15 protein-coding genes are annotated in these 20190 nt (G+C 67.3%); 11 read left to right on the forward strand and 4 right to left on the reverse strand.

All coding sequences use genetic code 11. The features are described 5' to 3' along the window. The 5 genes from JKG67_RS09930 to JKG67_RS09950 are packed head-to-tail and all read left to right on the forward strand — an operon-like array spanning position 1 to position 4326. Entirely contained in the window at positions 1 to 1128 is a 1128-nt protein-coding gene (locus JKG67_RS09930; RefSeq protein WP_203337150.1) for an ATP-grasp domain-containing protein, read from the forward strand. Further along, positions 1125 to 1982: an NAD-dependent epimerase/dehydratase family protein gene (locus JKG67_RS09935; RefSeq protein WP_203337151.1), complete on the forward strand. Its 858-nt coding sequence runs from the start codon at positions 1125 to 1127 to the stop codon at positions 1980 to 1982. Before JKG67_RS09930 ends, JKG67_RS09935 begins: the two co-directional genes overlap by 4 nt. Positions 1983 to 2031: 49 nt before the next feature. After that, positions 2032 to 2289 carry a hypothetical protein gene (locus JKG67_RS09940; RefSeq protein WP_203337152.1) on the forward strand — a complete coding sequence of 86 codons (258 nt, stop codon included), beginning with the start codon at positions 2032 to 2034 and terminating at the stop codon, positions 2287 to 2289. Beyond that, entirely contained in the window at positions 2286 to 3332 is a 1047-nt protein-coding gene (gene pseI, locus JKG67_RS09945; RefSeq protein ID WP_203337153.1) for a pseudaminic acid synthase, read from the forward strand. The genes JKG67_RS09940 and pseI overlap by 4 nt, the downstream gene beginning before the upstream one ends. 37 nt (positions 3333 to 3369) lie before the next feature. Next, a complete protein-coding gene (locus JKG67_RS09950) occupies positions 3370 to 4326 on the forward strand; it encodes a putative sugar O-methyltransferase (protein WP_203337154.1) in 957 nt (318 codons plus the stop codon). Between the two features lie 36 nt (positions 4327 to 4362). On the opposite strand, the gene JKG67_RS09955 is transcribed toward JKG67_RS09950, so the two are convergent. Further along, a complete protein-coding gene (locus tag JKG67_RS09955) occupies positions 4363 to 6645 on the reverse strand; it encodes a hypothetical protein (protein WP_203337155.1) in 2283 nt (760 codons plus the stop codon). On the opposite strand from JKG67_RS09955, the gene JKG67_RS09960 reads away from it, so the two are divergent. Beyond that, entirely contained in the window at positions 6640 to 6939 is a 300-nt protein-coding gene (locus tag JKG67_RS09960; RefSeq protein WP_203337156.1) for a hypothetical protein, read from the forward strand. The genes JKG67_RS09955 and JKG67_RS09960 overlap by 6 nt on opposite strands. A gap of 27 nt (positions 6940 to 6966) precedes the next feature. Here the strand turns inward: JKG67_RS09960 and JKG67_RS09965 are convergent, their stop codons facing one another. After that, a complete protein-coding gene (locus JKG67_RS09965) occupies positions 6967 to 8133 on the reverse strand; it encodes a DegT/DnrJ/EryC1/StrS family aminotransferase (RefSeq protein ID WP_203337157.1) in 1167 nt (388 codons plus the stop codon). 1 nt (position 8134) lies between these two features. Next, the gene (pseB, locus tag JKG67_RS09970; RefSeq protein ID WP_203337158.1) at positions 8135 to 9124 is read right to left on the reverse strand and encodes a UDP-N-acetylglucosamine 4,6-dehydratase (inverting); all 990 of its coding nucleotides are present in this window, start codon (positions 9122 to 9124) and stop codon (positions 8135 to 8137) included. 378 nt (positions 9125 to 9502) lie between these two features. Between pseB and JKG67_RS09975 the strand changes: the two genes are divergently transcribed. The 5 genes from JKG67_RS09975 to JKG67_RS09995 all read left to right on the forward strand — a co-directional run bounded on the left by JKG67_RS09975 (position 9503) and on the right by JKG67_RS09995 (position 18662). After that, entirely contained in the window at positions 9503 to 13042 is a 3540-nt protein-coding gene (locus JKG67_RS09975) for a bifunctional glycosyltransferase/CDP-glycerol:glycerophosphate glycerophosphotransferase (protein ID WP_203337159.1), read from the forward strand. A 197-nt stretch (positions 13043 to 13239) separates the two neighbouring features. Beyond that, positions 13240 to 13935: a hypothetical protein gene (locus JKG67_RS09980; protein WP_203337160.1), complete on the forward strand. Its 696-nt coding sequence runs from the start codon at positions 13240 to 13242 to the stop codon at positions 13933 to 13935. Then, positions 13932 to 15191, forward strand: a complete 1260-nt coding sequence (locus tag JKG67_RS09985; protein ID WP_203337161.1) for a hypothetical protein — start codon at positions 13932 to 13934, stop codon at positions 15189 to 15191. Before JKG67_RS09980 ends, JKG67_RS09985 begins: the two co-directional genes overlap by 4 nt. Positions 15192 to 15260: 69 nt before the next feature. Next, a complete protein-coding gene (locus JKG67_RS09990; protein WP_203337162.1) occupies positions 15261 to 16409 on the forward strand; it encodes a hypothetical protein in 1149 nt (382 codons plus the stop codon). Positions 16410 to 16484: 75 nt separating this feature from the next. Next, positions 16485 to 18662, forward strand: a complete 2178-nt coding sequence (locus JKG67_RS09995; protein ID WP_203337163.1) for an acyltransferase family protein — start codon at positions 16485 to 16487, stop codon at positions 18660 to 18662. A gap of 26 nt (positions 18663 to 18688) precedes the next feature. Here JKG67_RS09995 and JKG67_RS10000 read toward each other — a convergent pair whose 3' ends face one another. Beyond that, on the reverse strand, positions 18689 to 20077 hold the full coding sequence (locus JKG67_RS10000) for a bifunctional cytidylyltransferase/SDR family oxidoreductase (protein WP_238998252.1): 1389 nt from the start codon (positions 20075 to 20077) through the stop codon (positions 18689 to 18691). Positions 20078 to 20190: the final 113 nt, after the last annotated feature.

The following is a 20190-nucleotide window of genomic DNA, read 5'->3' on the forward strand; positions in this document are numbered from 1 at the left end:
ATGTCACGCTCCGCCCTGGTCCTGGGTGCCCTCCCTGGGCAGGCCGACGCCATGCACCGACTCCGCTCGGCGGGTTGGACGGTCTACGCCTGTGGTCATGTGGCCGACGGACCCGGCGTCGCGGCTGCCAACGAGTTCTTCGTCGTCGACATCGTCGACGTCGACGCCGTCGCTGCACTGTGCGGCCGACTCGAGGTCGACGTCGTCTACTCCGTCGGATCCGACATCGCGATGCCGACCGTTGCTGCCGTCAGCGAACGCCTCGGGCTACCGCTTTTCCACTCCAGCGAGATCACCGAGACGTTGCACCGGAAGGATCTGCTGCGAGCCTTCCTCGCCGACCGGGGGGTGAGCCCGGTTGCGCACCGCGTGGTTCGCGATGAGAGCCAGCTCGCGGGGTTCGAGAGCTATCCGGCCATCGTGAAGCCGGTCGACAGCCAGGGCCAACGCGGCATCACTATCGTCGAGAATGGGAGCCAGGCGCGCTCAGCGCTGCCGGCTGCCTGGGCTGCCTCCCGCAATGGCGCGGCAGTGATCGAGGAACTGCTGGTCGGCCCCGAGGTCTCGGTGCACGTTTTTGTCGTCGACGGGCGGATCGAGCTGTTTCTGCCGTCGGACCGGCACGTGTGGGATGGCCCGCTGACGGGCATCCCCTCCGCGCACACCATGCCGTCCCGCATCCTGGGCGAGCACGACACCGCGGAGATCCACCGGCTCGCTGAACACTTCATCGGGGCGTTGGGCGTCGTCACCGGACCGCTCTACTTCCAGCTCATCATCACCGAGGCCGGTCCCCGGATCGTCGAGGTGGCGCCGCGTCTGGACGGGTGCCACCTGTGGCGGCTGATCGAGGTGCACACGGGGTTCGACCTCCTGACCACCTGCTTCGCCATGCTCACCGGCGAGCCGTGGCCGGGCGGCCCAATGCCTCGGTCCGATGACGTCCACCACACGCTCCGGTTCCATCTGACCGATCCCAAGGTGCCCTTCGACCCGACCGCGTGGAGCCTGACCGGGTTCGGTGACGTCGTCTTCGAGGAGTTTCACCTCGAGCCCGGAGAACTCGCACGTGACACGAACGGCTTGGTGGCTCGGCTCGGGTACGGGATAACGAGGGACTTCGAATGAGGGTCGCCGTCACGGGGTCCCGGGGGTTCATCGGTCAGCACACCGTCCGCCACCTGCGCGAGCGTGGCCACGATGTCGTCGAGATCGGCCGGGGAAGTGACGGCACTCAACAGCGGCTCGAGGACGGCGCGCCGCTGGCAGCCGCCTTGGTCGGCGCGGACAGCGTGGTGCACCTGGCGGGCCGCAGCGTCGACAGCCTCGACACACCGGTGTCTGCGTATCTCGGGCCGAATGTGGAGCTGACCGAGCAGGTGACACGTGCCGCGATCGCGGCCGACGTACCGCGGCTGGTCTTCACCTCCTCCCGAATGGTCTACCCCTCGTGGCTCACCGAGCCTTTGCGCGAGGACTGCGCCGAACCGCCCGACTCCTTCTACGGGCTGAGCAAGCTCTTCGCCGAGGAGATCATCGCGCTGCATGCGCGACGATCCGGGATCGCGTCGGTGGCCCTGCGCGTCGCCCAGGTCGCCGGGCCCGGAGACGGTGGGCGAGGCGCCTTGCCACGTATGGTCGAACAGGCCCGCACCGACGGGAGGATCACGATCTCGGGCAGCGGCGCCGCGGTCCGCGACTTCGTTGCCGTGACTGATCTGGTGCGGGCGATCGAGCTCAGCCTCGACCGATCGTCCGGATCCCTGGTCGCCAACATTGGCACGGGAGGATTCTCCGTGCTGGAGATGGCCCAGGAGGTCGCTCGCCAGGGGGGTCTTGGTCCCGAAGCCGTGGTACGCCGCCCTGTCGAGGACGAGGATCGGTCGGTCTACCGGCTCGACTGCACCGTGGCTGCCGACCAGCTCAGTTGGCGACCTGAGCACGGACTCGCCGACCTGGTGCGTGAGCGGTTTGACGCCTGAACCCGCATGGAAGACTATCGAGCACCTGCCGCCACCGCCGAAGGACCTCATGACCAACACTGACGACCTGCGCTGGGGCGCCATGACCGACGAGATCCTCGCCGGGATGGCGAGGTGCGATCCGATGTACCGGCCGACCAACTTCTGGAACCCCGGAGTGGAGCGGCTCGTGATGGAGCCGGTCACTTCGCAGTTCATCGTCGACTCCTATGCCCGCCACGGGTTCGAGCCCGTCGGCCGCTACGGTCCCCCACTCATTCACTCGGCAGGCGAGCTGGTCGTTCTCCGCCGTGGCGGTGCCGCATGATGCGTATCGGCAGGTTTCCGGTCGGTCCAGACGCCGACCCGTTCGTGATCGCTGAGCTGTCCGGCAACCACAACGGGTCCTTCGATCGTGCTATCGCCATCGTGGACTCGCTCGCGGGATCCGGCGTTCAGGCAGTGAAGCTGCAGACCTACACAGCCGACACCATGACGCTCGATCTCGACGAGGGCGAGTTCCGCATCACCACGCCCGGGTCGCTGTGGCACGGACGCACCCTGTACGACCTCTATACCGAGGCCATGACCCCCTGGGAGTGGCACGCTCCGATCATGGAGCGAGCCAGGGAGCACGGCATGGTGTGCTTCTCGTCCCCGTTCGACCCGACGGCGGTCGACTTCCTCGACGATCTCGGGGTGCCCTGCTACAAGATCGCCTCCTCGGAGATCGTCGACACGCCGCTCATCCGCTACACCGCCAGCAAGGGCAAGCCACTCATCATCTCCACCGGGATGGCCACGCTGGACGAGATCGACGACGCGGTGGCGGCAGCGCGTGCCGGAGGTTGTGAGGACCTCATCCTCCTCAAGTGCACGACCAGCTATCCGGCACGCCCGGAGGACTCGAACCTGCGCACCATCCCGGATCTGCGGGAGCGGTACGGCTGCCAGGTGGGGCTGTCCGATCACAGTCTCGGCGTGGGCGTGGCGGTGGCGGCGGTGGCAGTGGGCGCGGTCGTCCTGGAGAAGCACATCACACTCGATCGAGCGGACGGCGGCGTCGACAGCGCCTTCTCGCTCGAGCCGAGCGAGTTCGCTCAGCTGGCCACAGAGACGGCCGCGGCGCGCGCTGCACTCGGCGAGGTCCGGTACTCCCCGACGGCGGCCGAGCAAGGCGCCCGGGGACGCCGGCGATCGCTCTACCTGACAGCCGACGTGATGGCGGGCGACGCGTTGACTCACGCCAACGTCCGCAGCATCCGCCCAGGTTCGGGCCTCCCCCCGAAGCACCTGGACGAAGTCCTTGGTCGCCGGGTAGCCCGCGACGCACCCCGCGGGACGCCGCTGACTTGGGACCTGCTGGACTGACACCAACCAACTCTGCAGCAAGTCGGGAGGCGCACGGATGACCATCCAGGCCGATGACGACATCGAACTGCTCGATCTGATGTTGACGGATCAGGCGCGATGCGGGGAGCGGTACGGTGCCACCGCGCGCTGGGACGGCTACTCGCGCATCTTCGCGGACTTCCTCCGTGACGTGGGCTTGCGGGACTTTCGCAAGCACTCTCACCCGAAGGGATCCCCCGGATACGTACTGCACTCCTTCGGCGCGGTGGACGGGCTGTCGGCAGGCACCGATATCTGGAAGGTCTACGGCACCGCCGCCAACGCCTTCGTCCCCGCGGGCGCCCGGACAATCGACCAGCTGGCCGTTTCGCGGGTCGGCAACCCCAACGGGTTCGAGGTGCAGGGTCGCTTCTACACCCTCTCTTGGTTGAACTTCTTTCATCGCTACGCCTACGTCAGCAAGTACTTCGACTTCAACGGCGACAACGTCATCGTCGAACTCGGCTCCGGTAGCGGCAAGCAGGCCGAGTTGCTCAGGAAGGCGCATCCGCACTCCACGATCGTGCTCTTCGACCTTCCGACCCAGCTCTACGTTGCGAACCAGTACCTCACGAAGGTCTTCGAAGATGACCACGGCGTCGTTCCGTACCAGGTGGCACGCGAGTTCACGTCCTTGGACGACGTCGTGCGAGGCAAGATCAATGTGCTCGGCAACTGGCAGTTCGACATGCTGCAGGGCCGGGACATCGACCTGTTCTGGAACGCCGCGAGCCTGCAGGAGATGGCACCGGATACGGCGAAGCACTATCTGAGGGTGACATCCTCGGTTCGGCACATGTTTCTCATGCACATGCTGCGGAGCGAGCCCGACATGGGTGTGCCCGGTCGGCGCAAGGTGATTGGGTCGAAGGCCATGGCCGGGTTCGATGAGATCGACCGGACCCACGCACGCCACTGCAACAACCGCGACTGGCCCTACTACGACAGTTTCTGGAAGCGGTCAGACCTCTGACGTTTGGCAAGGCTGGCTGGCCCGGCGGATCTGTGATCAGTCCTTGAGCCCGAGCTCCTCGCGGTAGTGGCTGAGTTCCCGTTGGGCGAGATCTAGGTAGCCCGCCTCGGTGGCACAGGATGCGATGAGCTCGGCCGCAGTGACTGCCGACACGATGGGAAAGGTCTCGGCATCCAGGGTGGTGTAATCCCTCACGGGGAACTCCCGGACGATGAGCCCGGGGATCCCCCGACCGAGGCCCTCGATCAGTGCCGACGTGCCCATCGAGACGGAGCTGTAGACCATGTTCGGCAACTCCAGGCGCAGTGGATGCTCGTAGACCGGCTCCCAGGTCGCCGTCCGGCCCACGACCTGGTGCAGCCAGTCCTCGTGTTCTCCGCTGAGACCACGCGGCTTGAAGTACAGAGATACCCGATGGTTCTCCTGCAATGCCTCTACGTGCTCGAAGAAGGAGCGGTAAAGGGCCTCGTGGGCGTTCAGGTCGAGGATGGGCAGGTGTCCCAGCATGGGGCGACCTCCGAACAGGACCACTGATACGGGAGCTCCCGCTAGGTAGGCGTGGGCAGCAGATGCTCCGAGCATGCCCTCCGTTGTGTGGCGTACCTCCTTGTCGGGGAAGGCGGCCCGCCAGATGCCGGCACCGGTTCGGGTCACCGCATGCACGGTGGTGAAGGACTCGGGTCGCCGCATGGTGACATGCACCGGGTTGGACGAGTGTGGGTGGAGGACCACCGAGCCACCAGCGCGGCGCACGGCGTCGCCGACGATGATCCCTTCCGGATAGAAGTGGTCGGCGACGTGTGCCTCGCGGAGGCCGTGGACCTCCACTTCCTCCTGCGCCTTGATCGCCAGATGGCGGAGCAGGGGAATGGTGGCTCGCCGGAGCCATTCCAGCCAGGTCCCCCCGACCGCGTCGCTGACGAGGACCTCGCCGTGGACAGGTGTGCGACGTGGGGTGGTCAGATCGTGTCCCCTCAGTGGCGCATGAGGGCGCAGGTCGAAGGTGAAGGTGGGGAGGAGACTGTCCTCGGGGTAGAGCCGGACGTCGGCCCGCACCGGTTGTCCCTGCCGGATCGATCGGTCGTAGGCGAACTCCTTGATGACCCGGCCAGTTTGAAGGATCGAGGCCCCGGGCAACTGAGCGGCAACCCATGCGACCGAACGGATCCCGGCCGGCACAAGGCCCACGTCGCTGTGGCGGTCATTGTCGCGCACCGGGATCTTGGGAATGCTGGTGTGCCAGCCGGGCGGGAACCGGAATGTCCGGTCCATTCCGGCCGACTCGGCGTCAACCGCGTCGGTGAGCTCGCAGAGGAACGCGTTGCAACCGATCGCGAGCAGTTCGAAGTAGAGGTAGATCAGGTCGAACTCGCCCGCGGTGTAGCCGCCGAGGTAGGCGAACTCGGTCGTGGGGATCTCGATCGCAACGGGGTCGGCGCCGGCCATTGCCGCGATGTCCTTCGCCAGCCGCGCCATGGGGAGTTGGAAGGCCAACTCCTTCTGGATGGTGTCGTACACCGCATCAGCGAGCGTCTCCTCCGGGAGATGGGGCGGCTCCGCGCACGTCGATGCGAACTTCTTCGCGGTCTCGTGTGCCCTGGCCAGCAGCAGGTTGGTCTCACTGGTCGCCTCGGGCCAGGCATCCCGCGTGCTAACCTCGCGGACTCGTCGCCGCAGGTAGCGACGGTCGACGTAGTATCCGGCGCGCAGGGCCAGCTCGAGGGAGGATCGTGCCGGCACCCGCACCACGCGAATCGGCCCGAGCCCGGTGCCCGGATCGTGCTCCAGATGCGGGAGCGAGAACAAGGCGACCACAGCCTCGCCGACCTCCGGAGCGAGCTGCGTGGGTTCCAGGCCTCGGCCGAGTTGCGCGATCGCGTGGAGGTACTGCAACTCGGAATCGTCCGCGAACGCGTCCACGCCGCGCTCCAGCACGCGGAGGGCATCCTCGTCGAGGTCCGCTGCGAGGAGGGTGCGGGCCACCATGCAGACGAAGCCTGCCCGTGGTGCTTCCTCCGGCCAAGTCGAGCTGGCGAGTTGGTCCACCACAGCCGACCATGCCCTCGCGAACCAGTCGCCGGCCCTGCCACGGACAGGGAACGCCGGCTCGGCGCCGGCTCGGTTGCCAGCCTTGAGGCACCGCTCTGCGTAGAGCGTCCAGCGCTCGGCAGCGGCCGGCCAGTCACTGCGTGCCATCGCGATCTCGGCAGCCTCTCTGAGCAGCCCCCGTGCCTTCGGGTACCGCGCGAGTCCATGGGCCACGACCTGCTCGGCTCGGTCCAGGCGCCGCAGCCGGCGATGACACAGTGAGGCATGCATGAAGGCGCTACGCGGGAGCGCCTGATCTCTATCGAATATCAGACGATCGAGGTGGTCTGCGGCCTGTGCCCATCCCTCCGTGCGCTCGATCACGTGCGCTTTGAGCACGAGGAGTTCGAGGTTGCCGGGTGCGGCGGTGACGGCCGCATCCATTGCTGCCGAGGCCGCGCTGACGTCACCGTTGGCCAGCATTTCCTTGATCTCGGCGATGACGTCGGCGAAATCGGCCGCTGCGCCGTCGCCAGGCTGATCGCCGGCGCTGCGGTTCTTCCTGCGGGTCCATTTCACGACTGACGATTCCGTCCCGAGCCGAAGGTCTGGTCAGTGAGTAGCACGTCTCGGTGCCCCCTCCGCGCGGCGCGGTCGGTCGAGGATGTCGATCAGGGTCTCGATGATCCGGTCGACGTCCGCGTCGGCAAGGGTCGGGTAGAGCGGCAGCGAGAGCTCCTCGGCGTAGAAGGCCTCCGCGTTGGGGCACATCCCGCGGCGATAGCCGAGGTCCTCGTACGCCGGGTGCCAATAGGCCGGGATGTAGTTGACCTGGACGCCGATCCCGGCCTCCCGCATCCGCTCGAACACCTCGCGCCGTCGCCCGCCGAGGATGCGGGCGGGGTAGAGGTGCCACATTGGGTCGACGCCCTCCCGTCGGGTCGGTGTCCGGATCCCCTCCACTCCCGAGAACGCCTGGTTGTAGCGCTCCACGATGGCTGCACGCCGCGCTTTGAAGTCACTGAGCCTGGCCAGTTGAGACAGGCCGAGCGCGCACCCGATGTCGTTGAGCCGGTAGTTCAACCCGAAGGCGTGGACCTCCTGGTGCCACGGGCCCTCGTCTGAGATCCGGAGGCGAGAGGGGTCGCGGACGACCCCGACGCCACGGAACTCCCGTGCCTGGCGAGCCAGATCAGCATCCTTGAAGATGGCGGCGCCGCCCTCGCCGGTGGTGACGTTCTTGGTGGGGAAGAAGCTGAAGGTCGTGATGTCGGCGAGGTCGCCCACGGGTCGCCCGTGGTGGAGGCCTCCGATGGAGTGGGCGGCGTCAGCCAGCGTGAGTGCTCCTGCGTCGGCGGCGATCTTGCCCAGCCGTTTGTAGTCGGCAGTGTGCCCGGCGTAGTCGACGGCGGCGATGACGCGCGTCCGGTCGGTCACCGCCGAGGCCACGGCGGCGGGATCGAGCAGCGCGGTGTCCTCCTCGACGTCGGCGAAGACCACCTCCGCGCCGAGAAGTGATGCGGAGGACGCGGTGGCGACGAAGGTCATCGGAGTCGTGATGACCTGGTCGCCGGGGCCGACGCCTGCCATCGCATAGGCGATGTGCAGGGCCGCCGTGCCGGAGGTGCAGGTGACGGCGTCGTGGCCGCCGCTGAGCAGCGACAACTGCTGTTCGAGCTCGGCGACGGTCGGCCCGGTCGTCAGCCAGTCGCCGCGGAGGACCCGGACCACTGCGTCGATGTCATCGTCCTCGATCGTCTGGCGACCGTAGGGGAGCATGTCACAGACCGCTCTCGATGATGCCCCGGATCTCCTCGGTGGAGTACCACTGATCGTTGCTGTCGGAGCGGAAGTAGAAACCGTCGTCGACCGGGACGCCGTCCGCAGGCGGCCGGTAGCCCCAGGTCGCGAGGTCGGGCTGGATCACGAAGTACTTGCCGCCCTGGACGATGACTGCGCGGCGGCCCTCCTCGGGGCTGATCATCTCCTCGTGCAGCTTCTCGCCCGGGCGCAGGCCGACGTCGTGCATCCGCGCGCCGGGTGCGATGGCCTGCGCCAGGTCGACGACCTTCATCGACGGGATGCGCGGCACCAGCAACTCCCCGCCCTGCATCGAGTCGAAGGTGTCCACCACCATCTCGACGGCCTGCGGCAGCGTGATGAAGAACCGCGTGCAGCGCAGGTCGGTGATCGGCAGCGATTCGCCGGCCTCTGCGAGACGGCGGAAGAAGGGGATCACCGAGCCGCGGCTGCCCATGACGTTGCCGTAGCGAACGACGGCGAAGCGCGTCTCGTACTGGGCCGCATAGTGGTTGCCGGTCACGAAGAGCTTGTCCGCGGTGAGTTTGGTGGCGCCGTAGAGGTTGATCGGGCTCGAGGCCTTGTCCGTCGACAGCGCGACGACCTTCTTCACCCCAGCGTCGATGGCGGCCTCGATGACGTTCTGGGAGCCGAGCACGTTGGTGCGGACGAACTCGAACGGGTTGTACTCAGCGGTGTCGACCTGCTTCAGGGCTGCGGCGTGCACGACGTAGTCGACGCCGTGCATGGCCCTGAACAGTCGCTTCTCGTCGCGAACGTCTCCGATGAACCATCGTAGGCGCGGGTCGTCTGCAAACTGTTGACGGACCTCGTACTGCTTCAGCTCGTCACGGGAGAAGATCACCAGCCGGCGCGGGTCGAGGTGCTTGAGCGCGCTGGTGATAAACGCCTTCCCGAACGATCCGGTCCCGCCGGTGATCAGGATGCTGGATCCGCTGAGTACGGACACTGTGACACTCTCTCTTCGCTTGGCGTGGGCGGGCCGAGGTGATGGTATCGCGTGGGCAGGTGCCGTCTGGCAGGCGTGCCGGGCCGGCCAGTCCCCAGATTTGACGACCGGGTTGGGCAGGTTGGCGCCCTGCCCGGAGTGCGGCTTGCCCTGCGCGCCCGTGTGTGGGAACTCGACTCGCCCGTCAGCAGTGGCACGATCGAGTTGCAACGCCGGGGTGTCATGATCGGGCGGGCGCTCATGGCACTTGCACTCAACAATCCCGACGTGCGGATAGAACGCCATGGGGCGGCATCATGCGCCGCCGCCCAAGGCTGGCACGGGCCGCACGGCGGCTATGATCGCGGATCGTCCGAGTTGCCACCGAAGGGAATCCCCGTGCCCGTAGGCCGCGACCGCGTGCGCCGCGCGCTGATCCGCCGTGCCAAGGCAGCGCCGCCATGGGTGAAAGCGCCCGGAGCCCGGGCAGTACGCCGCTTCCGTGGCACCTATCAGGGTCCCCTGGTCAGTGTGGTGCTGCCGATCAGCGACGACGACACTACGCGGATCGGTCCCTGCCTGGACTGGCTTCGGGAGCAGTTGCACACCAACCTCGACGTGCTGGTGGTGCCGTTCGGGCGCCATGAGCGGGTGCTCGAGATCGCCCGGAGCCACACCGAGGACTGGCGCATCCGGCTCCGCCGCCCGGAGGCGAGCCTCGCGGCTGCACGCAATGCCGGAGCTGAGGCCGCCCGGGGTGAGCTGCTGATGTTCGTCTCTGGTGGCGACGAACTGCTGCCGCGGGGGATCCGCCGCCTCGTCGCTTCGCACCAGGCCACCGGGTCGCCGTTGGTCGTGGGAGAGATGAAGGAGCCTGACGTCGCGGGCTTCATGGCGCACTCGCCGTACGACGCTGCCCATCGCACCGAGGCTCGTCGCGCCACGCTGGAGCGGAGCCCGGTCGCCATCACAGATCTGGGGATCGGCAACAGGCTGTTCACCCGCGACTTCTGGCGCTCGGGCTTTCGGTTCACCGACGAGGTGCCCTCAGGTGCCGACGTCGCGATCGCGTCGTACCGGAAGGCTGACACCTTCGATCTGCTTCGGGAGCCGGTCTACGTGCCCACCGGACGCAAGGACGGTGTCGGCGTCGGCACCATGCCGGACGTCCTCAGCGGGCTGGACGCGTGGCTGGAACAGCATGAACGGCTCTGGAAGTTCGTCGAGCCGTGCAGTGCCCCCGTTCGGGCCTGGTGGTTGTGGGGGGTGTTGGACGCGGCCGTTCAGCCCCTGATCGCCGATGTGGAGCGGGCCGATGACGCCCAATGGCAGACCCTGCGCGACCACGTCGGCCAGCTCCTGGACGTTGCCGACGACTCACTCTGGTCGATGCTGAGCGCGGAGTCACGGGTGAAACTGTGGTTGCTCCAGCACGATCGCCGCCGTGAACTCGAGGAGTTCGCGGCCGCCCGCCTCTTCACCAGTGGCCACCGGCCCACCGAGGTCCGCGACGGCAGCGTGTGGGCGCAACTGCCCTTCCACGATGACCCGGACGTCGGCGTGCCCCCGGAACTGTACGAGATGGCCGAGGCCGAGACCCGACTGCTGGCGACCGTGCGCCAGATTCGCTGGAACGACCCCGAACACCTCGAGCTCACCGTGCACGCCGCGATCGATCACGTTCATTTCGCAGAACCACCGGAGCTCACCTGTGCTCTGGTGCATCGTGATTCCGGGGACCGTATTGACCTGCCGGTGACGCAGTTCCGTGACCCGCTCGCCAACCTCCGGGGCCGACGCCACCAGGACTTCTCGCTTGGAGCGTTCACCACCGTCGTCGATCTCGCCGCCCTGGTCGAAGCCTCGGGACCGGGTGAGGTCGCCGACCGGCTGTGGACCTTCGAGGCGAGTGTGACCGTCGGTGAGCTCACCCGGTCCGGCGGCTTCACCAGCATTGATGATCGGGGTACGGCAGGCCTCCTTGGCTCCCCGCACCTGGCGCCGCGACTGGTCGCTGGTGCCCGCGTCGGCCTCACCGCACGCGCCACGACCCCCGGTGTCCTGGTCAGCGCTGACCGGCGACCGATGCTGCGCACTGTGCAGGTGGTTGGGCGTGAGGTGACCGGCACGCTGGACACCCGCGGCCTGATCGTGACCGAGGTGCGGTGCGAATCGGGGACCCAGGCCGTTGCCGCAGTGGTCGCCCCCGACGCGGACGGAGCGCGGTTCACCGTCAGGCTTCGCGACACCGGCTCCCGCACTCCGTGGCAGCTGGTCGTGCTGTCGACCGACGGCACCCGCCACAGCGTCTGTTGGCCGGCTGACGGGCCCCAGTGGCTGGGGGTTGGCGGCGGAGCCGTGGTGGCCTCGCGCAGCGCCACGGGCGCCACCGAGTTCCACGCGACATCTGGCTTCGTGGTCGATGCGATCGATGTCGACGACGTGGCCCTCACGGCTACCGGGCGCTGGCTCGGCACCCCACCGCCTGGGCCCGTCTTCGAGTTGGCCGGGGACCTAGCGACCGTCACTGGGCGCTCGGTCGATCACGACGGGGCTGTCGAAGTGCGCTTCGATCTGGCCCCCGACACCTGGGGGCTAGGGCCCACTCCGGTCGTTCCCGGAGCCTACTGGTTGAAGGTCCGCGCCGACGGATTCGCTTGTCAGGCCCTGATCGGCGAGAGCCTGGGTGAGCGGATGGCCGGATTCAGCGTCGACCGCTATGCCACCAGGGTCGTGGCACGATTCCTCGATTGCGGGATCGAACTCCAACCCCCCTTGGCCAACGACGAACGGGGGCCGTACGCACAGACCCAGCTCCAGGAGTGGTGCCGCACTGGGGACATCGAACTCGATGAGCGATCCGTCTACCTCCAGTCGTACGTCGGGGCCTCGGCCACCGACAGTCAGCTCGCGATCCACGAGGAGCTGCGCCGTACCCGTCCCGACCTCACCGTCCACTGGGGCGTAGCAGGGCCGTCATCCTGGGTGCCTGAGGGTGCAGTGCCGGTGGTGATGAACACCCGGGAGTGGTACCGGGCTCTTGCCGCGTCGAAGTACCTGTGCTTCAACATCGACCCAGAGCGGTGGTTCACGCCCCGCCCCGGCCAGCGCGTGTTGCAGACGTTCCATGGCTATCCGGCCAAGTCGATGGGGCTGAGGATGTGGCGCGCCAAGCACCACACTCCGAAGCGAATCGCGCTGGAGTTGGCCCGCACCTCGGGCAACTGGGACCTGATCCTCACTCCTGCCCCAGAGATGGACGAGCACTACCGCCGCGAGTATGCCTACGATGGCCCGATTCTGAGCCAGGGATACCCCCGCGACGACGTGCTCGTCTCGGGTGCCGCGGACGCGATCCGGATCGATACCCGCCGCAGGCTGGGGATCGGCGAGGAGCAGAAGGTGATCCTGTACGCGCCCACCTGGCGAGACGACCTGGCCACGAACTGGCGGGCCGCGGAGATGGTGCAGCATCTCGACCTGGAGGCAGCCAGCCGGGCGTTGGGTCCGGAGTACGTGCTGCTCAGGCGTGGGCATCGATTCAACTCCGGTTCCCGTCGCGAAGCGCCGGGTGCGGTGGCTCAGATTCTGGATGTCACCGACTATCCGGAGATCAACCACTTGATCCTGGCCTCCGATGCCGCCGTACTCGACTACTCCTCCTTGCGTTTCGACTTCGCGCTGACACAGCGGCCGATGATCTTCCTGGTGCCCGACCTGGCCGACTATGTCGGCGGAGTCCGTGGCTTCCTCTACGACTACGCCGATTCGGCGCCGGGCCCGTTGGTCAATGACGCGGTCGAGGCCGTGGAACTGTTGGCCGATCTCGAGGCGCTGCGTCGCGACGTGGCCGACGACATCGAGCGCTTCAACCGCAAGTACAACTACTTGCAGGACGGCGCGGCCGCCAGCCGGGTCGTCGAGACCTTCTTCAAATGACAGCGCTAGGCTCCCTTGCGATGCCCATACTTTCGGTCCCGGCTGGCTACCCTGGGGTGAATTCCTTCGCCACGCAGACGTGGTGGCAGACGTTGCCTGGCCACGGCTCGCGTGTCTCCGAAGAAGTCCTGGAGCAGGGCGTAGCGTGCTGGACCGTAGACCTGGAGGGGCTGGCAGATCGGACCACTCTGGTCCTGGTGTCGGCGGTTGCGGAGTGGCTGCCCCGGGCTCCCGTGGCCGACATGGTGGCGGAACTCCTGACGTGGGGGAGCCGACTCTGTGATCTCGTCGCAGCGACCGAGGTGGATCGGGTTCAGATCGTGTTGGGCGGCCCAGAGCCGCGAGACGAGACAGAGTTGCTCGCCCTCGCCTCCGGGTTCCGGCTGCCCCAACCGTCGCCGACCCTGACTGACAGTGAGGGCCCCCTTCGGGACTTCATGAACGCCACGCTGGCCAGCTTGTCGGCAACCGGTCAGGCTGCCAGCCAGACTGCGGTCAACGATGCGGTGCACGTCCTGAGACGCGGCATCGACCCGACGCCGGCCCTTGACGTTGCCGAGGCCGAACAACTCCGAGCTGCTGGCCGTGAGGTGGTCGCTGCCCTGGTCGCCTCAGGAGCCTCGGTCAGTGGGGCCAAAGACCTGTTGCAGTGGCCGTTGCCCTCGGTTGACGGTGCGATCCCGATGCCGGTAGCGGTCGATGCCATGGCCGAGATCCTGCAGAGTGAGCTTGAGGGTGCTTCAGAGACCGCGGCAGACGTGGAGCGGGTCGCCCAGTTGGCGGCCGACGTCGCCGCCCATCGTGAGCGGCTGGCAGCGCTGGATGAGAAGGATCCCCCGCTCGCAGCACTGCCGGGCCGGGAACTCCTGGCCAGACTCTGGCGGATCCGATGAGGCTTCCCGATGGCTCGGTGGCGTTGCACATCGGTCCGCACAAGACCGGTACCACCACGATGCAGGCGGCCCTGTGGGCGAACCGGCACCTGCTGGCTGAACAGGGCGTCGACTACCCCGGGGTGCGCCGTCACGAGATGGACGCCACGATGGCGGTGGCGCTGGGGAAGGTCGATCCCGGGAAGAAGCTCGCGGCCCACCGCGACCACTGGTACTCACTGGTTGAGCAGATGCAGGCTCGTGAGGCACGGCTGAGTGTGTTCAGCAGCGAGTTCTACTGCGAGGCCGACGCCGCGCGCCGGCGGGAAGTCCTGGAACGACTGGGCCCCCACACCTACGTGATCGTGACCCTGCGACCCATCGTTCGACTCATCGCCTCCCAGTGGCAGCAGTACACCCAGAACCAACTCACGATCCCGTACCTGGAATGGCTTCGTGACGTGGTCAACAACCCCGAGGGAAGCTCCCTGTCTCCCTCGTTCTGGCGCCGTCACCGCCATGACCTCCTGGTGCGCCGTTGGGCCGCGGACGTCGGAACCGACCGCCTGGTGGTGGTCGTGGCTGACGAACGAGATCACCGCTCCCTGCCCGAAGCCTTCGAAGAGCTCCTCGGCGTTGCCCCAGGGTCCCTGGAAGCGCCCAAGGAGCGGCTGAACCGCTCGTTGACCTTCGACGAGGTGACGTTGATGCTCGAGTTCAACAAGCGTCACCGTGACGTCGGCTGGGATCAGGCGGACTACAACCGCTTCATCCGGTTCGGTGCCGCACGGGGGGTCCAGGCCCGTCCCGCGAATCCGCTGGATCAGCCGGTGCTCACCCCCCAGTGGGCGATCGACCGGGCGCTTGAGATCGGCGAGATGATGGCCGCCGACATCGCAGCCAGCGGCGTCACCGTGGTCGGGTCGCTTGCCCAGCTCTATGACCCAGCCTTCGCACCGCCGGCAGGGGAGAACACCCCGATAGGCACCGTTCGACCCGACGTGCTGGCTGGATTCGCTTCCGGCCTGATCAACCGCATGGACGACGTCCGCAACACCCCGTCCCCGCGACCGGCGGCCGGCGCGGTGGAGCGCGCCGCGTGGGCCAGGCGTCGAAGCTCGGAACCGGAGCTCATCGCCGATGACCTCCAGCGACTCGAGTCGCGATTGCAGCAGCTGCGTGAGGCACTTGCGCAACGTGCTGCCGAAGGTCAGCCGGGTCGGAGCCGAGTGCTCATGGAGCTCACGCGGCGTCTCCGCAGACGCCTCGGCCGCTAGATTTGTCCCATTCCCCCAGATCCACCCCCCGTACCAATGCCTCTGATGAGGTTAAGGAGTGTTGCACCGATGCGCGTCGTCGAACTGCCGTCACCGTTGCCAGAGGGTGCCAAGTTCCTTCACATCGGGCTGCCGAAGTCAGGCACCACCGCCGTGCAGGGAGCGCTGCACGACGCGCGTGCGCAGCTGGCAGATCTCGGCGTACACAACGTGTCGCGTCGACGGAACGAACTGGCCGTCGGTCGACGGGCCGTCGGGGTGCTGGAGGCCTTTCAGACCGAGGCAGGGAAGAAGCGCTGGCCGGTCCTGGCCACCGATTTCCGGAACTCCCAGGCTCGGTGCACCGTCTGGTCCAGTGAGCCGCTCAGCGCCGCCAAGCCCGAGGCCATCGCCAACCTTGCTCGGGTGCTGGGCGAGGACCTGCACATCGTGATCACGGTCCGCCCGATCGCCAGCATGGTGCGTTCGGGATGGCAACAGGGGTTGCGCAGAGGCCGCACCGAGTCCCTGGAGGAGTTCCTGGTCGGTCGGCTGCCCGAAGTCGGATCAGACCCCAACGCGCTGCGCCGCTACAACCTGCCGAGGCTTGCCCGGGAGTGGGGGGCGGTCTTCGGCGAGGACCGGATCACCTTCATCGTCGCCGACCGCGACGATCCGCTGCGGTCGTTGCGAGCCTTCGAGGCACTGATGGGGGTTCCGGAGATGCTGAAACCAGCGGCCGAGACCAACCGGTCGCTGCCTTACCCCGAGGCTGAACTGCTCCGCTCGTTCAACCAGGCCAACCAAGCACAAGGCGGCGATCCGATCGTCCGTGGCCGATCGATCTCAACACTGGGCCTGGTCGGAATGCGTGAGGTGGCCCAGATGGCTCAACCGGCATCCATCGCCATGCCCCGCTGGGCCGCGGAGCGCGCCAATGCGTACGTCGAGGCGTGGCTACCCGAACTCGAGGCCACCCAGGCCACCGTTGCCGGCAGCCTGGAGGACCTGCTGGTGGACCCGGAGACGTTCGCCGAGGCACCTGTTCCACCTTCCCAGGTCTCCATCGACACCGCCGGACGGTTCATGGAGGTCGTCTACGACGCCGCACTGCGCTACAACGCACGGTCCGTGCCCACCAAGTCGGTGCCGCCGCCCGCCCCGGCTGTGACCACAGTTCCAGCCAAGGAGTTGGTCCGGGAACTGCGTCGCCGGGTCAAGCGGCGCCTCACTCGTTGACTTCGGGTGCGGACGGTCCGCTGCTAGCCTCAGTGATCGTTCTGCACCATCGCTGTTGATCCCGGAGTCGTCCCGATGCCCGTTTCGCCTGCTGCTCCCAGCCCAGGCGATGGTTCCGTTCGACGGCATCGCCACGATCTGGACGGTCTTCGTGGCCTGGCCATCCTGCTGGTGGCGCTCTACCACGTGTTCGCCGGCCGGGTCTCGGGTGGCGTCGACGTCTTCTTGACCCTCTCAGGGTTCTTCCTGGTCCTCTCGGTCACCTCCCGGGGCGCGCGGGTCACGGACCCCCGGTTCCGGGCTACCGCTCGGTCAATCGGGAGCGCCCTCCTCAGGATCGGCCGGCGGCTGCTCCCTGCCGCCGTGGTCACGCTGGCCGGGGTCTTGGTGGCGGGTCGACTCTTCCTCCCCAAGCAGCAGTGGGAAGAGGCCGCGCGACAGGCGCTCGCGTCGTTGTTCTACGTGGAGAACTGGCATCTGATCGCCAACGAGACCGACTATGAGGCAGCGGGTCTGGCGGTCTCACCGATGCAGCATTTCTGGTCGCTGTCGGTGCAGGGTCAGTTCTTCCTGGTCATCCCGGTTCTGGTGCTGACGTTCTTGTGGATCCTGCGGCGGATCCGTCCGACTGCTGACCCGCGGGTGCCATTGCTGGTGCTGCTCGGCTCGATGGCCGCAGCCTCGTTCGGATTCGCGCTGGTCCTGGTGGAGCAGGCGCAGCAGGTCGCCTACTACCACACGCTCGCCCGAGGCTGGGAGATCCTGGCTGGCGGGCTGCTCGCACTCTGTCTGCCTTGGCTCACTCGGGCAGCCGTGGCTGTCGGGGAGACGATCCGAGTCGTTGTCGGTCTCCTGGCCCTGCTCGCCATCGTGACCTGTGGGTTCCTGATCGATGGAGGGAGCCTGTTCCCCGGCTGGATGACCTGGTGGCCGGTGGGTGCCACCCTGTTGCTCATCTGGGCCGGCTCGGAGCCCACGCGGTTCGGGGCTGACCGACTGTTGGCCACACGGCCAGCCCGATGGCTGGGCGATCACGCCTACTCGCTCTACCTGTGGCACTGGCCGGTGCTCATCATCTATCTCGAGTACCGGGGGCAACAGGGGCTGGCTTGGCCAGGGGGATCGGCAGTCCTGGCCACGTCCCTCATCCTGGCTGTGGTCACCAAGCGGCTGATCGAGGACCCCATGCGTGAGCCGTTCATCCGCAGTCTTCGCGCGCCCAGCTCGCGCACGCACCGCCTCCGGATCAGCGCAGCCGTGGTCGCCTGCCTCAGCGCCTCGGTCCTCACCGTTGGCGGCGCCCAGGCCTACATCGCCGATGTAGAGAGGATGCAGGGGCTGCTCACGTCGACTGAGCTCTACCCGTCGCCGGATCACATCGGGGCGTTGGCCCTGAGCGATGCCCTCGCCGCCGGGCACATCGGCGAGGCGCCCATCCTGCCGCCGACACTGCTGGCCCGAGGTGATCGGCCGCCCCAGCAGAAGGAAGCCTGCGTCGCCAGGAAGTCCTTCGATGTGCCCACACCGTGCGTCTTCCACGAGGAGCCCGGGGCCCCGCGTGTCAGGGCGCCGGTGATCGCGCTGGTGGGAGGCTCGCACGCCAGCCAACTGCTGCCGGCGATCCGTCACGTCGCTGAAGCGCGGGGTGTCACCGTCGTCGGATACATCTCCCTCGGTTGCCCATGGGGCGGCAAGTGGGCTCCGGGCGAAACCGGGTACGAGGTGGACGAGGAGCGAGGCTGTGTGCGCTACTCCGAGTTGCTGACGCAGCAGTTGCTCGACCTGCAGCCCGACCTGGTCATCACCACTGCGACTCGCCCCGGCCAGCCGATCGGCTCAGGCGGGGATCGGGTGCCGTCCTCCTACCTGTCTGTGTGGGAGCAGGCAGTTGCCGGTGGCCTGGAGCTGGTCCTGATCCGTGACAATCCCTGGCGCAGCGAGGACATCCCACTCTGCGTCGAAAGGCATCTCGACGGAGGAGTCGCTCTGGTCAACCGCGAATGCGGCGTGGAGCGAAGCCTCGTCCTGACCGATCCGGCACCGACGATCGACCTCCCCGGGAGCCACTGGATCGACCTGTCGGACCTCTACTGCCGCAAGGACTACTGCAACGTGGTCGAGGGGAACATGCTCATCTACCGGGACCGACACCACGTCACGGCCACCTACGCGCGGACCCTCGCGCCCGAGATCGACCGTCAACTCGGCAACGTCACCGGTTGGTGGAGCGGTCCGCTCCCGGCCGAGGGCTGACCGGCCGACCTGAGGTCGGCCCGACCTCAGGTCAGGCTGAGCGGGTCGTCCTTGCGGACGTCGATGATGTGGCCGGTCTGGTTGGACACCAGCACATCGAGCGACGTGCGAGCGACCGTGTCAGAGTCGAGAAGGGTGCCTTCGGGTTCCTGACCGAACGCCTTCGTCCGCATCGGTGTCCCGGTCCGTTCCGGGTTGACGCAGTTCACCCGGACCCCATCGGCGGCCCACTCGTCGGCCAGAGCTTGGGTAAGGTTCACCACCGCTGCCTTGGCTGAGGAGTAGAGGCTGTAGCCCCCTCGGCCACGCGTGTAGGAGCTTGATGTGAAGAGCAGCAGCGACCCCTTTGAGTCGCGAAGTGCCGGGAAGAACTCCTGGGCGATGAAGACCGGAGCCAGATAGTTGATCTCGGTGGCCGCGTAGACGGTCTCCTCGGTGGTCTCGACGAGTTCACCGCGTGGCAGCACCCCGGCGGTGTTCACCACGTAGTCGACGCTGCCGGCCGCGGCCAGCACCTGAGCGGCGGCGGCGGCGATGTCGGCACGCCGCTCCACGTGAGTCCCCGTCCCCGAGCGGCTGAACGTGAAGACCCTCGCGCCAGCGGCCTCCGCGATGCGAGCGATATCGGCGCCGATGCCGTAGCTGCCGCCGAAGACCACCACCGTCTTGCCGGTCAGCAGCTCGGCGTACTCCTCGTCGGTGTGCGGGTCAGGACGGTCCTTGACGGTCAACTGGAAGAGCTTGTCGGCCAGGTACACGTCGATCGGCTCGGTGACCTTCATGTTCCGTTCGTCACCGGCGACCACCGTGATCGGCACGTCGGGGGTGTACCGCAACACCACGGTGCAGTCATCGGTCGCGACGAAGTCCGGGTCCGCATTGGCCACCTCGTACGCCGCGCGGATGGTCGAGTTCTTGAACGCCTGCGGGGTCTGGCCGCGGCGCAGCATCGCCCGCGGCGGAATCTCTGCGATGGTGTTCTGCTCGGTCACCTCGATGATCGTGTCCGCGGACGGGATGGCCACGTCCACGGCGTCGAACTCCTCCAGCGCCTGGAAGCACTCGGTGATGATCCGCGGCGAGACGAGTGGGCGTACTGCGTCGTGGAAGAGCACGTGACACTCGGTCTCGCCGATCGCAGCCAGCGCAGCCTGGGTGGTGTCATTGCGAGTGCCACGCCCCTCCAGGATGGCGCTGACCTTGGTGTAGCCACCGGTATCAACGATCGCCCGGACCGCGTCCAGGTGTCCGGGGGCCATCATCACGATCACCTCGTCCACCGAGGGATGTGAGTCGAGGGCTGCCAAAGTGTGCTCGAGGATGGTGCGGCCGGCGATCTTGAGCAGCTGCTTGGGGATCTCCAGCCCGATCCGGGTGCCGACTCCACCAGCCAGTAGCACAGCAACGTTCCTCAAGGCAGGCGCATCCATGGCTGCACTCTCTCAGATACCGGACACGTTGCCCACATGAGCATGGGCGCCTGCTGGGCCGGTGTGATCGTCCTCACCCATCCGACTGATTTCCACAC

This window comes from Nocardioides limicola, assembly GCF_016827675.1.
Lineage (GTDB): Bacteria > Actinomycetota > Actinomycetes > Propionibacteriales > Nocardioidaceae > Nocardioides > Nocardioides limicola.

Excerpts from the sequence above, each read along its gene's own strand:
- JKG67_RS09990 (WP_203337162.1), top strand. The coding sequence starts at position 15,261 with ATGCGCGTCGTCGAACTGCCGTCACCGTTGCCAGAGGGTGCCAAGTTC.
- JKG67_RS09985 (WP_203337161.1), top strand. The coding sequence starts at position 13,932 with ATGAGGCTTCCCGATGGCTCGGTGGCGTTGCACATCGGTCCGCACAAG.
- JKG67_RS09995 (WP_203337163.1), top strand. The coding sequence starts at position 16,485 with ATGCCCGTTTCGCCTGCTGCTCCCAGCCCAGGCGATGGTTCCGTTCGA.
- JKG67_RS09960 (WP_203337156.1), top strand. The coding sequence starts at position 6,640 with ATGCATGAAGGCGCTACGCGGGAGCGCCTGATCTCTATCGAATATCAG.
- pseI (WP_203337153.1), top strand. The coding sequence starts at position 2,286 with ATGATGCGTATCGGCAGGTTTCCGGTCGGTCCAGACGCCGACCCGTTC.
- JKG67_RS09950 (WP_203337154.1), top strand. The coding sequence starts at position 3,370 with ATGACCATCCAGGCCGATGACGACATCGAACTGCTCGATCTGATGTTG.
- JKG67_RS09935 (WP_203337151.1), top strand. The coding sequence starts at position 1,125 with ATGAGGGTCGCCGTCACGGGGTCCCGGGGGTTCATCGGTCAGCACACC.
- JKG67_RS09955 (WP_203337155.1), bottom strand. The coding sequence starts at position 6,645 with ATGCATGCCTCACTGTGTCATCGCCGGCTGCGGCGCCTGGACCGAGCC.
- JKG67_RS09965 (WP_203337157.1), bottom strand. The coding sequence starts at position 8,133 with ATGCTCCCCTACGGTCGCCAGACGATCGAGGACGATGACATCGACGCA.
- JKG67_RS09940 (WP_203337152.1), top strand. The coding sequence starts at position 2,032 with ATGACCAACACTGACGACCTGCGCTGGGGCGCCATGACCGACGAGATC.
- JKG67_RS09930 (WP_203337150.1), top strand. The coding sequence starts at position 1 with ATGTCACGCTCCGCCCTGGTCCTGGGTGCCCTCCCTGGGCAGGCCGAC.